Source organism: Christiangramia oceanisediminis, from assembly GCF_022570735.2.
Taxonomy (GTDB): domain Bacteria; phylum Bacteroidota; class Bacteroidia; order Flavobacteriales; family Flavobacteriaceae; genus Christiangramia; species Christiangramia oceanisediminis.
The window spans coordinates 1,261,230-1,274,716 of the sequence record NZ_JANCNS010000001.1; the positions used below are offsets into that span (position 1 = coordinate 1,261,230).

The following is a 13,487-nucleotide window of genomic DNA, read 5'->3' on the forward strand; positions in this document are numbered from 1 at the left end:
CTAATTTTCGCGCAGAGCTTTCAGAAGCTGTTCTTTGTTGAGGAACTGGAAATATCGCGCTTTAGCCTGAAAATTTTCGTCAAGTATCACCATCGCGGGCAATGAAAAAGGCCTGTTTTTTCTGCTGGCCATCAGTATAGCGATCTGGTGAACTGGATTTCTTCTATTCAGCCGTTCGTTCACAAATACCTGGTCCCCAAACTGAATAGTGTCGGTAGATTCAACGTCCATTTTTACTGCGTAATACTTCCTATTTAGCATATCCTGAATCTCTGGATCGGTAAACACTTCCCTGTCCATTCTTTTGCATGGCTGGCACCAGTCTGCATAAAAATCGATAAATACCTTTTTGGGTTTTACCTCCAGCGAATCATACAGCTGTTCAAAACCTATCCAGTTTACAGCGGTTGTTTCCTGCGCCTTCAGCTGGCACCAATTCAGGAAAATTAACAGTATCGATATGAATGCTACAGCTTTTTTCATAGGGATCCAAGCCTGATTCCAAGGAATACCGATCGCGGACTTCCCGGACCATAAATATAATTGCTATCCCGGTTTTTACCGATATCAAAATCAGACTGGTAAGCGTTGGTCACATTTTTGACACCACCGAATAATTCAACAGCCGAGCTCAATGATGGGATATTCAGTTCATAACCTAATCGAAGGCTTAGTTCAGCAAAAGAAGGGGTAGAGGTATACTCATCTACATCCTGGCCGGTTCCTTCACCAGCAAAATGAACTATATCCATTTTCCCTGTATATACGAAATTTGCTGAAGCGCTAAATCGCTTGTTGGGTGTAAAGGTGAGCGTGGCATACCCGTAATCATTAGGGGTTCTTAAAAACTCTCTCCTTGCTTCCAGGCCTTCGATATTTTCAACCGGATCCTTGAATTTGCTTGACTGTAATGTGAAACCGGCTTCCAGTTCAAACAAATAGTCAAAATTAGCCCGGGTTTCAAGGGTGAATCCTTTAACAGTGGCACCTGATCCATTTCGTTTTTCAAATCGTTCTCCAAAGTCATCTTCACCCAGTGGTTGCAGGTAAAATGCATCGTTCAGGTTGGTATAGAAAGCCTCCACGGTGTAGCCCCAAATGAAATGTTCGGTGGCGCGGTCATAATTTACCGAGGCTGTAAAACTATTCGAGCGTTCTTCTTTCAAATCTTCGGAAAGAGAGATCCTTGAAATTCCGCCGCCAGCAAATGCGATATGGAGGTCGGTATCAAAGGCCTGGGGCGCCCTGAATCCAGTTCCCCAACCAACCCGGAACTGGGTGGTTTCCTTCAGTTTATAGAGAAGGGAAAGCCTTGGGCTGAAGATCGCATGATCTACCAGGTTATGTTTATCCAGTCTGAAACCGGAGAGGAAATTCAGATTTTCGGTGATATCCCAGTCATTTTGAAAAAATGCGCCAAGATTTCGCGTGGTTTGATCGATCAGGTAATTATAAGAAGGGATCTCATCAAATACATCGTCATATACGTATTCGGCACCTCCGGTCAAAACCGTGCTACCACCCAGGAAACTATTGATTCGCTGGTTGAACTGGACACCACCCTGGTGAGTAGTTACCTTTGAAGTTCCGTAAGGAGGCGTTTCGAAAAATTCGATACGGTCTTCCTCAAGGTCCGGGATGATACCAGTATAATGATCCCTGTTAGTTGACTGACCTCCATAATAAATTATCAATGAGCTCCTGTCGTCATTGAAGTTAAGCTGGTAATCCAGGCTTCCCATCAGCACGTTATGGGTTCTTTCTTCGCTTTGTTCGGCCAGGTAAGCGGGGCCTTCAACCATTTCACCACCATAGCGATATTCGTATAAGCTGCTTAAACTTAAGTTCAGCTTGGAATCTTCGGTTGGAAGATAAAAGGCGTTAACGCCGAAGGAATTGTCCTTTAGTTCTGGCAATTCTGAAAAATTATCATCGTTGGCATCATACATTCCGCGAGTTCGGTGACTTACGAAGAAATTGGCACCAGTGCGATAATCCTTGGAAACTACGGTTGCATTCCCGTTCAGAACATTCTGATCGGTCTGTCCGTCGATATTCTCGTAGGTATAGGTGAGGTTGTAATTATTTTGTTTAGGGATCTTGGTGATCACGTTCACGGTGCCACCGATCGCGCTGGAACCATAGAGTGCAGATACCCCACCGCGCACCACCTCGATACGTTCTATCATATTCACCGGGATCTGTTCAAGGCCATATAATCCGGTTAACGGACTAAAGATGGGTCGGCCATTTATCAGGATCTGGGAATAACCACCCTGCAGACCGTTCATTCGTAATTGGGTATAGTTGCAGGTCTGGCAATCGGTTTCCACACGAAGACCGGGTTGGAATCTTAAACCTTCTGAAAGATCGGTCGCTGTTACCTGTCGCAATGTTTCACTGTTGATGAGATTTACAATAACGGGAGAATCGGTCTTTCTTTTCGCGGTTCTTGTTCCGGTGACCACGATCTCGTTAAGGGAATCCGGGTTGGGTTGGAGTTCGAAATCGATCTTTCGTTTTTCGCCATCCTTAAGTTCGATGGTCCTTGAAATAGTTCGATAACCCTGGAACTGAATCGTGATTCGATGCTTGCCAGCTGGCAAGGTAAGCCTGTATTCTCCATCTATATCCGCATCGGTGCCATTCGTGGTTCCCTGTACGAACACGCTGGCGAAGGCCAATAGTTTACCTTCTGAGTAGATCGTGCCATAGATTTCGGCTTCCTGCGAAAGAAGGCTTAAAGGAAATATTAATAGACATATCAATTTCAATCGCATTTCAAATTTTTTTCAAAGGTAAAAATAAATTTAGGCTTACCTAAAAAATTGATTAATTAGAATTAAAAATGTATTTTTGGCGAGTAAAATTTTTGACATGTTCAGTTTATCGGAAGAGAATTATCTCAAGGCTATCTTTCACCTCGAAAATTCATTAAAAAGTGGGGTGAGCACGAATGCCCTTGCCGAGGAGATGCAAACCAAGGCCTCCTCGGTCACCGATATGGTCAAGCGTCTTTCAGATAAGGACCTGGTGAACTATAAGAAATACCAGGGCGTGAAACTAAGCCAGGCGGGCAGGGAAGCAGCTATCGAGGTAATAAGGAAGCACAGGTTGTGGGAGGTTTTCCTGGTTGAAAAACTGAATTTTAACTGGGATGAGGTTCATGAAGTTGCCGAGCAGCTGGAGCATATCAAATCTGAAAAACTTACCAACGAACTGGATAAATTCCTCGATTTCCCGGAAAGAGATCCTCATGGCGATCCTATTCCAGACGCACAGGGGAATTTTCATATTTCCAATCGCGTGCTGCTTTCCAACCTGGGAGTGGGAGAGACTGGGATCTGCATAGGCGTTAAAGATTCTTCAGCTGAATTTTTGCAATACCTGGATAAGCATGATATCTCCCTTGGAAAAAAGATAGTGGTCATCGAAAAAGAAGATTTCGATAAATCAATGCTGATCAAATTAGACGATCAGGAATTAAGAATATCAAGCCAGATCTCGGCTAATCTTTATATAAAAACTTTGTAAGATGGATGTTATTTTAGATTATTTTCAGGAAATAGATCCCGTTCTCGCGGCATTTCTAGCCACTTTATTTACCTGGGGGCTTACTGCCCTGGGGGCTTCCCTCGTTTTCCTTTTTAAGGGAATGAACAGGGCTTTCTTTGATGGGATGCTGGGTTTTACTGGGGGAGTTATGGTGGCCGCCAGTTTCTGGAGTTTACTGGCGCCTGGGATCGAAATGAGTCCCGGCGAGGGTTTCCAGAAGGTAGTGCCTGCCGTTGTTGGCTTTGCGCTGGGAGCATTGTTCATTTTTGGCCTGGATAAGATACTTCCTCATTTACATGTTAATTTTAAAATGAGCGATTCTGAAGGGATCAAAACGCCCTGGCATAAATCGGTTTTATTGACCCTGGCGATCACCCTTCACAACATTCCTGAAGGACTTGCCGTTGGAGTGCTGTTCGGCGGAGTTGCAGCCGGGTTTGAAGGAGCCAGTATAGGTGGTGCGGTAGCTCTTGCCCTGGGGATCGGACTTCAGAACTTCCCGGAAGGATTTGCAGTTGCCATGCCTCTTAGAAGACAGGGACTCAGCCGTTGGAAATGTTTCAATTACGGACAATTATCGGCCATTGTAGAGCCGGTTGCAGCGGTAATTGGAGCCTGGGCGGTTCTTACTTTTCAGCCTATTCTGCCTTACGCCTTGTGTTTCGCAGCAGGTGCTATGATCTTTGTAGTGGTAGAAGAAGTGGTTCCCGAAGCCCAGCAGGGTAATTTTACCGATATTTCCACGCTCGGTTTTATTGGCGGTTTTATGGTCATGATGACCCTGGACGTTGGTTTGGGCTAAAATGCCACTTTCGCTGAAATGTTTCGTCTTCCATAAAAAGATGATTCATGAAAATCGCAATTTTCTTCCTGTTAATTTCACTTTGGTCTGCTGATAAAGAAAAGCCGGTTGGCGCTACCGAATCAATCAATCTTAGTGAAACATTTTGTGTTGGAGATGAACTGGTGCTGGGAAATAGCAGGATAAAATTTTCCAGGGTCATTTCTGATTCCCGCTGTCCTGAAAGTGCAATTGTCACCTGTATCTGGGCTGGAGAAGTGAAAATACTTCTGGAGCATTATGAAGGTAATGAGCTAAAATCCAGACTTATTATTAGGAATTCGGTGTCTGAAATAAATGAATTTCTGGCTGGTACAGGGGTTTCAGTAGGATGGTTTGAGGTGCTTCCTCATCCCGAAAAACCAGAAAATTTGATGCAGGAAGATTATTCTTTTAAAGTTCAGATTTCAGAAAGGCTGGCGAGAAATTAGTCGCCACATCCACAATCTGAAACTCCGCAGGAACCGGCTTTTTTCTTGCCACCAAGAAATGCGGGTTTCCAGACGAACTTGGTTATAAGATAGCCTGTAGCGATAAAAAAGGTGATAAAAACAAGTATTTCCTGTAGAACTTCCATAGTTTTTAAGTCGTTTTAAATCTGTATCCTTACTATTTTAAGACCTGAAAGGCAATTAAGGCCACTACATAAGCAAATGCACTCATGATTATTAATTGCAGCACCGGCCATTTCCAGGTGTTGGTTTCTTTTTTCACGATCGCGAGCGTACTCATACATTGCATGGCGAATGCATAGAACAGCAATAAACTAACCCCGCTGGCAAAGGTGAACAACGGGCCCCCAAGTATAGGGTTGATCTCGGCGGCCATCCGGTTTTTAATGGTTTCCTCTTCATCGCTGCCTACACTGTAAATGGTTGCAAGCGTACCCACGAAAACTTCACGTGCTGCAAAAGAACTGATGATTGCTATCCCGATCTTCCAGTCGTAGCCTAATGGCGCAACAACAGGTTCAATACCTTTACCCATGATCCCGATGTAGGAATTCTTCAGTTTAAAGGATGCTACCTCCTCTTCGATCTCATCATGGTTTACTTGCTGTTCGGTTTCGGTGTATTTTGAAGTTACGATCTCTTCGGCATTCTCAAAATCGTCGCCAGGTCCATAGCTCGCCAAAACCCATAATATAATTGAGATCGCCAGGATGATCTTTCCTGCCCCAAAAACAAAGGATTTGGTTTTCTCCACCACATTTATGGCAACGTTCTTTACCATGGGAACCTTGTAATTAGGCATTTCTATCACGAAATAACTTTTCAGGTTGCTTTTCATGATCTTGTGCAGCAGCCAGGCCGAAAATATGGCCATTCCAAAGCCTAAAAGATACAGGATCATTAAGGTTAGTCCCTGCATATTGAAGCCAAGGAAAGATTTATCGGGGATCACCAGGGCGATAATGATCAGGTAAACCGGAAGCCTGGCCGAACAGGTTGTGAACGGAACTACCAGGATAGTGATAAGCCTTTCTTTCCAGTTTTCTATATTTCTCGTGGCCATCACTGCGGGGATTGCACAGGCTGTTCCTGATACCAGGGGCACCACGCTTTTTCCGCTTAGGCCAAATCTTCTCATGATGCGATCCATCAGAAAGACCACCCGGCTCATATATCCCGATTCTTCAAGTATCGAAATGAACAGGAATAAAAAGGCGATCTGTGGAATAAATATGACGATCCCTCCAAGCCCGGGAATGATCCCTTCAGCAATTAAACTGGTAAAAGGTCCCGATGGAAATGTTTCTTTGGTGATCTCGCTCAGCGAGGCAAAAGTTGCGTCGATCCAATCCATGGGAACGCTGGACCAGCTGTAGATAGCCTGGAATATAAGCAACAGAATACCGAAAAAGATAACATAACCCCATACTTTATGAGTAAGGATGCGATCTAATCGTGAGCGAAGATCGGTTGCTGCATTTTTATCCACGCTCATGGTCTCTTTCAGGACACCGTTTATGAACTGGTAGCGAATGATCGTTTCCTTCTGCTGAAGCCGTTTCAGGTCGCTGGTAGATTTTGTATTGAAGCTGGTGTTGGTGTTGAGCTCGGCGCGATTAATATTTCCGAAATTCACATCCTGGGTAATGACCAGCCATAATTTGTAAAGCGACTGGTTTGGAAAAGCCTTGCGCAGGTTTCCGAAATATTCCGGATCTATTACTGAAGCATTTACACAGGGTTCAATTGGGATATGACGGTAATTGATGATGAGCTCCTTCAGGTAATCGATTCCCATCCTTTTGCGGGCACTTACCAGGGCGACCTTGGTTTTAAGTCGTTCCTCCAGTAATTCCACATCCAGGGAAATTCCGCGGCGCTCCATCCTGTCGGCCATATTGATGGCGAGAATGGTAGGAATTCCAAGGTCTTTGATCTGGGTAAAAAGAAGGAGGTTTCTTTTTAAATTTTCAACGTCGCTTACCACTACTGCCACATCTGGGTAATCTTTATCATTCTTATTCAGCAGCAGTTCGATAACGACATTTTCGTCAAAAGAAGAAGCGTTGAGGCTATAAGTTCCGGGAAGATCCAGGATATGAGCCTTTAATCCGCGCGGAAGTTTGCAGATCCCTTCTTTCTTTTCTACCGTGATGCCTGGATAATTACCAACCTTCTGGTTAAGGCCGGTTAGCTGGTTAAATACAGATGTCTTACCGGTATTGGGGTTACCAATTAAAGCAACATTAATTTGCTTACCCATATTAGCCTATTAATTCAATTTCTATAAGCAGGGCGGTTTCTTTTCGAATCGCCAGGTGACTGCCGTTAATGTTCAGGTACATTGGATCCTGAAAAGGGGCAGTTTGCACCATTTCTACTTCATTTCCGGGAAGGCAGCCCATTTCAAGAAGTTTAAGCGGGACATGTTCTGCGGAAAATTCCTTGATAATCCCCCGTTGTCCCCTCTTCAGATTTGCGACCGTGACCTTCACCTTTTATTTAGATTGATTTTAAACAAGGCAAAAGTAATGGAATTTAACCCAATACAAAAGTTAAAGGAAGAAAAAGTAAGTTTAGCGGTATTGCGCTTTAAGAACCTTTAGATCATGCATAAGGTTTTTGATAGCCTCCGGATCTGTACCATCATAAAAGCCGCGTATTTGCTTTTCTTTATCCACCAGGATAAAATTCTCGGTATGGATCATATCGTATTTCCCGCCATCGCCAGTAGATTTTGTTGCGAGGTAAGATTTTCTGGCCAGGTCATAGATCTGTTTCTTATCTCCGGTAACCAGGTTCCATTTTTCGTCAATGACGCCTTTCTCGATCGCATATTCCTTTAGAACCGGAACGCTGTCTGCCACCGGAAAAACGGTATGTGACAAGAGTAAAACCTCATCGTCGCTTTTGATCTTTTCCTGGATCTCGATCATATGATCGGTCATGATGGGGCAGATGGTAAGGCAGGTGGTAAAGAAAAAGTCGGCGATATAGATCTTGTCTTTATAATCTTCCTGGGTGATGGTATCCCCATTCTGGTTTACCAGTTCGAAGTCGGCTATTTTATGATATTTCCGAACATATTGAACGGTGGAATCAACCAGCTCGGCATTTACCATTTCGGGTTGATAGACGGGCAGCCGTTCTTCCGGTTTCAGCAAGGTGTATATGCACAGAATTATGATCACCGAAAGGACGAATAAAACTATGGCAAAGGTTTTGTATTTAGCAAAAAACTTGAGCACCAGATTATAATTTTTGCAAAGTTATGGCCTGAGGTTCAAATAGTCGAATTCTACCAAGAAAAATTTCAGGTGCGAATCTGGCTTGATTTAAAACTTTTTTGAGAGTTTTTAAAAACTTACTTTTGTGCGATTTTAAATTTGAAGTTGACTAATGGATCCATTTTTAGTAAAAGCCATACAATTAATATTATCTCTTTCTTTACTGATTGTTCTGCATGAATTAGGTCACTTTGTGCCTGCCAAACTGTTCAAGACCAGGGTAGAGAAGTTCTTTTTGTTCTTCGATGTAAAATTTGCCCTTTTCAAAAAGAAAATTGGCGATACGGTTTACGGGATTGGCTGGCTTCCGCTTGGAGGTTATGTTAAGATCTCGGGGATGATCGATGAGAGCATGGATAAGGAGCAGATGGCCCAGCCGCCTAAGGATTATGAATTCCGAAGCAAACCAGCCTGGCAGCGATTGATCATTATGCTTGGTGGGGTAACGGTAAACCTGGTTCTGGGATTCCTGATCTATATGATGATCATGTTCGTTTGGGGGAAACCTTTTATAGATCCGGCTGATCTGCCTAATGGTTACGCAGTAGCCGAAAGCTTTAAGGAATTCGGGTTTCAGGATGGTGATAAGGTTCTCAGAATGGACGGGAAGGATGTGGAGAGCTATAATGATGTAAATAAACATCTGTTCTTAAGAGATGTAAATAATATTACCGTAAAACACCAGGATGGTGTGGAAGAAACTATCGAATTGCCTGAGGATATTGGTAGCACCATGTTTCAACAGGGAGTGATGCAGCCATTTGTGCCTATTACCTATCCTGTTCTGGATACGGTGGTTGCAGATATGGCCGCGGAAAAGGCAGGTCTTAAAAAAGGAGACAGTATTATTTCTCTTAATCAATTCGAGATAGGCTACTGGCACGAAATCGCGCCCATTTCTCAGGAAAATCCTGGCAAGGAAATCGAGGTGGTTTATAAAAGAGATGGAGAGATCCAGAGCGTGATGATCACACCAGATGAAGAAGGGAAACTAGGTATAGCACCCATTATTAGATTAGAGCCAGATCGCAAGCGGTATGGTTTTATGGAAAGTATCAGCGCCGGTTTCGATTATGGTTACTGGATCCTTCATGATTATGTGGCACAGTTCAAATATGTATTTACCAAAAAAGGGGCTTCCCAATTAGGTGGTTTTGGTGCTATTGGTGGCTTATTCCCTGATACCTGGAACTGGTATGGTTTCTGGCATACCACTGCACTGCTATCTATCATTCTGGCCTTTATGAACATTTTACCAATTCCTGCCCTGGATGGTGGTCATGTAATGTTCCTGTTATATGAGATGGTAACCGGAAGGAAGCCTAACGATAAGTTCATGGAAGTTGCCCAGATGGTAGGGTTTTTCCTGTTGATCGCGCTGGTTCTATATGCCAATGGAAATGATATTTATCGCTGGTTATTTGATTAGATTAGTTGAAAAAACATTAATAAACAGAGCCTGGGACATATTTGATCCCTGGCTCTTTTCATTTTAATTATGATGAAGAAATCCTTAAAATCTCTTGTGAACCTGCTTAATCTAATGCTGCTCCTGTTTGTTCTGGGAGCTTGCTCAAGCACCGATAAAACTAATAATACTGATGATGCCCCAACGGCGGAATCTATTGTGATTTTTACCGTGAATGACCTGCACGGAAAGATCGATAACTTCGGAAAGGTAAAAGCCATTCTCGATGAAGAAAGAAAAAAAGAATCTCAGGTGTTTTTTGTAGCGGGTGGAGACCTTTTCTCGGGAAATCCCATAGTCGATTTTCATCCTGAAAAAGGCTTCCCGATAATTGATCTGATGAACAGGACCGGGATTGATGTTTCGGCCCTTGGGAATCATGAGTTCGATTATGGTCAGGAAATTCTGAATGCCAGGATGCAGCAGGCCAGTTTCCCCTTTCTTTCTGCAAATGTTAAGAATATAAATGGGGAGCTAAATCTGCCGGAAGGTAGGGTCACCATTGAAAAGGATGGTTTTGAGATCGCTTTTATCGGTGTGGTGGAAACCAGTTCTCCCGGGAATATACCTTCAACCCATCCCAAACGGATACAGGGCCTGGACTTTGAGGAAGGAGTTAATTCTGTAGCGAAATACAGGGATGACGAGGAGGTTCAAAATGCCGATCTGGTTATCGCGCTTACCCACTATGGATCTCATGGAGACGAAATGATCCTTCAGAATCATGATTTTGTAGACCTGGTTATTGGGGGTCATAACCATGACATTTATAACAGGAAGGTCAATGGCAGATATATGGTTCAAAGTGGATCTAATTTAAGATATATGACAAAGCTTAGCCTGGAAGTGCTGGAAGGTGAGATCGTGGAATATGAATACGAACTCGTCAACCTGGATGAAAAGACCGAGGAAGACGCAGAGATCATGGAGATTGTTGCCGAATACAACAATAAGCCCGAATTCTATGAAGAAATTGGGACTTCGCTAAGGGATCACAATTCGGCCCAAACAGGTTGTTTCTATACAGATGCTTTACGAACGATCACGGGTGCCGATATCGTCTTCCAGAATTATGGGGGGATTCGTGCCGGGCTGGATTTTGGGAAGATCACTCCTTTTGATATCTATACCATTGATCCCTTCGGAAATGGCCTGGATACTTTTTCCATGAGCGTTAAAGAGCTGAAAGAATTCCTGGAGGCTCCAGATGCTCCTTCGATGGCATATTCAGGTCTTAAGATGACCCGTGATAATGGACGGGTTCGTATTTATGATCCTGAAGGCAGGGAACTGAATGACGAATATGAACTCGTCATTGGACTGAACGATTATATCTCGAATGTACATTCAGACGATTTTACCTCGCCATTAAAGACTTTTGAAAAAACCACCGCAGAATACCTTATAGAATACCTTAAGGCCTATCAGAGCGTGATCGATTACGAGGATTGTAATAATAGTATTTAAAAAATCTGCAAGGCTGAAATTCATATTTATCTGTCTATTTGAGAGATAGGATTAACGGTGATTTTTTCCTCAAAAAAAATTTAAAAATTCTTTTGACAGCATTTAAAAATTGACTTATATTTGCAACCGCTTTTAAAGCAAAACACTCCTCCTTAGCTCAGTTGGTTAGAGCATCTGACTGTTAATCAGAGGGTCCTTGGTTCGAGCCCAAGAGGAGGAGCAACCTAAGCCAGTCGAAAGACTGGCTTTTTTTATTTCGCTTTGGGCGAGAAGTTTAACCTGAGCGAAGTCGAAGGGATTTCAACCTAACCTGATTAAGTTATAGAAGTTAAAGACCCTGTAACCGCTGCCATTTATTCTCGACCATTATTTTGTCAGGATCCCAAAACTCAATAAAAAGCGCCAGTAAATTGGTTCTTGTTTTTTCATTATCATATTTCTCTGATAGAGCTCCGGAGTAGGGTAATTGTAGTATAACATTATTATGTCCTAATTTGGCGTCTCCACCCAGGCTAAAGGATAATGATAGGGCATCCCCTAAATTGTTAGATCCGTTCCAGAATTTCGTACTGTAATAGAATTGGGGATATTCTGATAAAGCACAGGACTTACATAAAAGATTTTTTATCTCTTCAAAATTATTATGTAATCTATCCTCCGGCTTATTCATTTTTTTAAATCCGGTAGGAAACCAATTAGAAAAATTATCATCGCATTTCTCTAATAGGTAAATGAATATCAATATGTCATTAACACATTCTTCAAGGCTTTGTAATCTTTCACCCCATGCTACTCCTATTTTCTTAAGTTTAATTTTATTACTCAAAGGCTAGGTGGTCTTTTATAATTCTCCTTCAAATATAGATCTATATCAATTGTTTACTAATATCATTAAAAGCCATTTTATTTATGGCAGTTCATTACCATTACAGACTTAATTTTAATTTAATATACAATTGACACTATGTTTAACTTGGAAGCCTTTATTTGTGGGGTCTTAGGACGCACACTTAAAATCGTTAAGTTTTTGTCGACTTGATTCTAATAGTGTGTCAGGGCTGCCTCTCAGGGCAGCCTTTTTTTATTCCTTCAAATAATATTCATGACTTAACTAACAGGAAACATTTACTTAACATTGTTATCGTTTCTTTGCCGGCGACAAAAACTTAGAAAACGATTTTAATGAGACAATTTATCTGCATGGCAGTTATTTGCCTTTTTACTGCTTTTAGTCTGCAATCACAGGAACTTGGTGATATGAAATTCGGGAAAGGACTTCTTAATTTTACCGCCAAAGACAGTTCCTTCAGTTTGAAATTTGCACCGAGGATACAGTTTAGATCGGAAACCACATGGAACTATAACGGTGATGCTTTTGAGGATGCAGACCAGGCATTTTTCATACGAAGAGCGCGATTAAAGTTCGACGGCTGGGCATTGACCCCAAAACTTAAATATAAGATCGAACTGGGTCTATCGAATTTTGATATTGGAGGAGCCAGCGTGTATACCAATAACGCACCGAGATATATACTGGATGCGGTTCTAAAATGGAATTTTTACGAGAATTTTGAATTATGGGCAGGCCAGACCAAGCTTCCCGGTAACGTGGAGCGGGTGGTATCCTCGGGAGACCTCCAGTTTGTAGACCGTTCCCTTCTTAACAGCCGTTTCAATATTGACCGTGATATAGGGATACAGCTTCATCATAAGATCAATATAGGAGAGGATTTTGTGATCAAGGAAAAATTGGCTCTTTCCCAGGGGGAAGGTAGAAATGTAGTGGTTGGAAATATTGGAGGGCTGCAATATACGGGTAGGCTAGAATTGCTGCCATTTGGAGAATTCAGCAAAAAGGGCGATTATTTCCAGTCTGATCTTGAAAGAGAACAAAGCCCCAAGTTAATGATGGGTGTAGTTTATGATTTTAATCATGATGCGGTTAAGACACGTAGTAACCTGGGAACCTATATGGAGCTGGATAACGGGGAGTTGTATCGCACCGATATCGAAACCTGGTTCGTGGACGCGGTCTTCAAGTATCGTGGCTTTTCATTCATGGGAGAATATGCGAACAGAATTTCAGGCGATCCTTTAGCACGTGTCCCGGGTGAATCCAATGTAGAGTATATCGTGTTAGAGGGGGAGGCATTCAATATGCAGGCTGCCTATCTTTTCAAAAATAATTACGAGATTGCGGCCCGGTATACGACAAACGATTATGAAGATTTTACGAATGTTTCAGATGTTGAGCAGTATACTATTGGCGCATCCAAATATATTGTGGGTCATAAATTAAAGCTACAAACAGATTTAAGCTATACCACATTGAATAAAAATACTGATAATCTGGAGTGGAGAATAGGCTTCGATTTTCATTTTTAATAGTTTAAAGATTTTATAACCGGTAAATAGTT

The 13,487-nt window shown here is 42.4% G+C and carries 13 protein-coding genes and 1 tRNA gene; 7 read left to right on the top strand and 7 right to left on the bottom strand.

What is annotated here, in order from left to right; all coding sequences use genetic code 11:
• Together MKO06_RS05690 and MKO06_RS05695 are read right to left on the bottom strand one after the other, a co-directional pair.
• Positions 1-483, bottom strand: coding sequence for a thioredoxin family protein (locus MKO06_RS05690; protein ID WP_241549688.1), 483 nt, complete (start codon positions 481-483; stop codon positions 1-3).
• Entirely contained in the window at positions 480-2,780 is a 2,301-nt protein-coding gene (locus tag MKO06_RS05695; protein WP_241549689.1) for a TonB-dependent receptor, read from the bottom strand. The genes MKO06_RS05690 and MKO06_RS05695 overlap by 4 nt, the downstream gene beginning before the upstream one ends.
• A 97-nt stretch (positions 2,781-2,877) precedes the next feature.
• Between MKO06_RS05695 and MKO06_RS05700 the strand changes: the two genes are divergently transcribed.
• From MKO06_RS05700 to MKO06_RS05710, 3 genes are read left to right on the top strand one after another with little or no spacing between them, the layout of a single operon-like run.
• Entirely contained in the window at positions 2,878-3,534 is a 657-nt protein-coding gene (locus MKO06_RS05700) for a metal-dependent transcriptional regulator (protein ID WP_241549690.1), read from the top strand.
• A gap of 1 nt (position 3,535) precedes the next feature.
• Complete coding sequence (locus MKO06_RS05705; RefSeq protein WP_241549691.1) at positions 3,536-4,357, top strand: ZIP family metal transporter; 822 nt, start codon at positions 3,536-3,538, stop codon at positions 4,355-4,357.
• Between the two features lie 47 nt (positions 4,358-4,404).
• Positions 4,405-4,827 (top strand): hypothetical protein, encoded by a 423-nt coding sequence (locus tag MKO06_RS05710; protein ID WP_241549692.1) that lies wholly within the window; start codon positions 4,405-4,407, stop codon positions 4,825-4,827.
• Here the strand turns inward: MKO06_RS05710 and MKO06_RS05715 are convergent.
• From MKO06_RS05715 to MKO06_RS05730, 4 genes are all read right to left on the bottom strand, one after another.
• Positions 4,824-4,973, bottom strand: coding sequence for a FeoB-associated Cys-rich membrane protein (locus MKO06_RS05715; protein WP_241549693.1), 150 nt, complete (start codon positions 4,971-4,973; stop codon positions 4,824-4,826). The two genes, MKO06_RS05710 and MKO06_RS05715, sit on opposite strands and share 4 nt — an antisense overlap.
• 32 nt (positions 4,974-5,005) lie before the next feature.
• Positions 5,006-7,111, bottom strand: coding sequence for a ferrous iron transport protein B (gene feoB / locus MKO06_RS05720; protein ID WP_241549694.1), 2,106 nt, complete (start codon positions 7,109-7,111; stop codon positions 5,006-5,008).
• 1 nt (position 7,112) lies between these two features.
• Positions 7,113-7,343: a FeoA family protein gene (locus tag MKO06_RS05725; RefSeq protein WP_241549695.1), complete on the bottom strand. Its 231-nt coding sequence runs from the start codon at positions 7,341-7,343 to the stop codon at positions 7,113-7,115.
• An 81-nt stretch (positions 7,344-7,424) separates the two neighbouring features.
• Positions 7,425-8,096: an SCO family protein gene (locus MKO06_RS05730; protein WP_241549696.1), complete on the bottom strand. Its 672-nt coding sequence runs from the start codon at positions 8,094-8,096 to the stop codon at positions 7,425-7,427.
• A gap of 151 nt (positions 8,097-8,247) precedes the next feature.
• Between MKO06_RS05730 and rseP the strand changes: the two genes are divergently transcribed.
• The 3 genes from rseP to MKO06_RS05745 all read left to right on the top strand — a co-directional run bounded on the left by rseP (position 8,248) and on the right by MKO06_RS05745 (position 11,290).
• Positions 8,248-9,564, top strand: a complete 1,317-nt coding sequence (rseP, locus tag MKO06_RS05735; RefSeq protein WP_241549697.1) for an RIP metalloprotease RseP — start codon at positions 8,248-8,250, stop codon at positions 9,562-9,564.
• Between the two features lie 69 nt (positions 9,565-9,633).
• Entirely contained in the window at positions 9,634-11,070 is a 1,437-nt protein-coding gene (locus tag MKO06_RS05740) for a bifunctional metallophosphatase/5'-nucleotidase (protein WP_241549698.1), read from the top strand.
• A 146-nt stretch (positions 11,071-11,216) separates the two neighbouring features.
• Positions 11,217-11,290, top strand: a tRNA-Asn gene (locus MKO06_RS05745).
• A gap of 108 nt (positions 11,291-11,398) precedes the next feature.
• On the opposite strand, the gene MKO06_RS05750 is transcribed toward MKO06_RS05745, so the two are convergent.
• The gene (locus MKO06_RS05750) at positions 11,399-11,896 is read right to left on the bottom strand and encodes an Imm52 family immunity protein (protein ID WP_241549699.1); all 498 of its coding nucleotides are present in this window, start codon (positions 11,894-11,896) and stop codon (positions 11,399-11,401) included.
• Between the two features lie 356 nt (positions 11,897-12,252).
• Here MKO06_RS05750 and MKO06_RS05755 point away from each other — a divergent pair, with 356 nt between their 5' ends.
• Entirely contained in the window at positions 12,253-13,455 is a 1,203-nt protein-coding gene (locus MKO06_RS05755; protein ID WP_241549700.1) for a porin, read from the top strand.
• Positions 13,456-13,487 lie beyond the last annotated feature (32 nt).

Bases quoted from the DNA above. Each gene is read 5' to 3' on its own strand.
- MKO06_RS05690 (WP_241549688.1), bottom strand. From the start codon at position 483: ATGAAAAAAGCTGTAGCATTCATATCGATACTGTTAATTTTCCTGAAT.
- MKO06_RS05695 (WP_241549689.1), bottom strand. From the start codon at position 2,780: ATGCGATTGAAATTGATATGTCTATTAATATTTCCTTTAAGCCTTCTT.
- MKO06_RS05700 (WP_241549690.1), top strand. From the start codon at position 2,878: ATGTTCAGTTTATCGGAAGAGAATTATCTCAAGGCTATCTTTCACCTC.
- MKO06_RS05705 (WP_241549691.1), top strand. From the start codon at position 3,536: ATGGATGTTATTTTAGATTATTTTCAGGAAATAGATCCCGTTCTCGCG.
- MKO06_RS05710 (WP_241549692.1), top strand. From the start codon at position 4,405: ATGAAAATCGCAATTTTCTTCCTGTTAATTTCACTTTGGTCTGCTGAT.
- MKO06_RS05715 (WP_241549693.1), bottom strand. From the start codon at position 4,973: ATGGAAGTTCTACAGGAAATACTTGTTTTTATCACCTTTTTTATCGCT.
- feoB (WP_241549694.1), bottom strand. From the start codon at position 7,111: ATGGGTAAGCAAATTAATGTTGCTTTAATTGGTAACCCCAATACCGGT.
- rseP (WP_241549697.1), top strand. From the start codon at position 8,248: ATGGATCCATTTTTAGTAAAAGCCATACAATTAATATTATCTCTTTCT.
- MKO06_RS05740 (WP_241549698.1), top strand. From the start codon at position 9,634: ATGATGAAGAAATCCTTAAAATCTCTTGTGAACCTGCTTAATCTAATG.
- MKO06_RS05755 (WP_241549700.1), top strand. From the start codon at position 12,253: ATGAGACAATTTATCTGCATGGCAGTTATTTGCCTTTTTACTGCTTTT.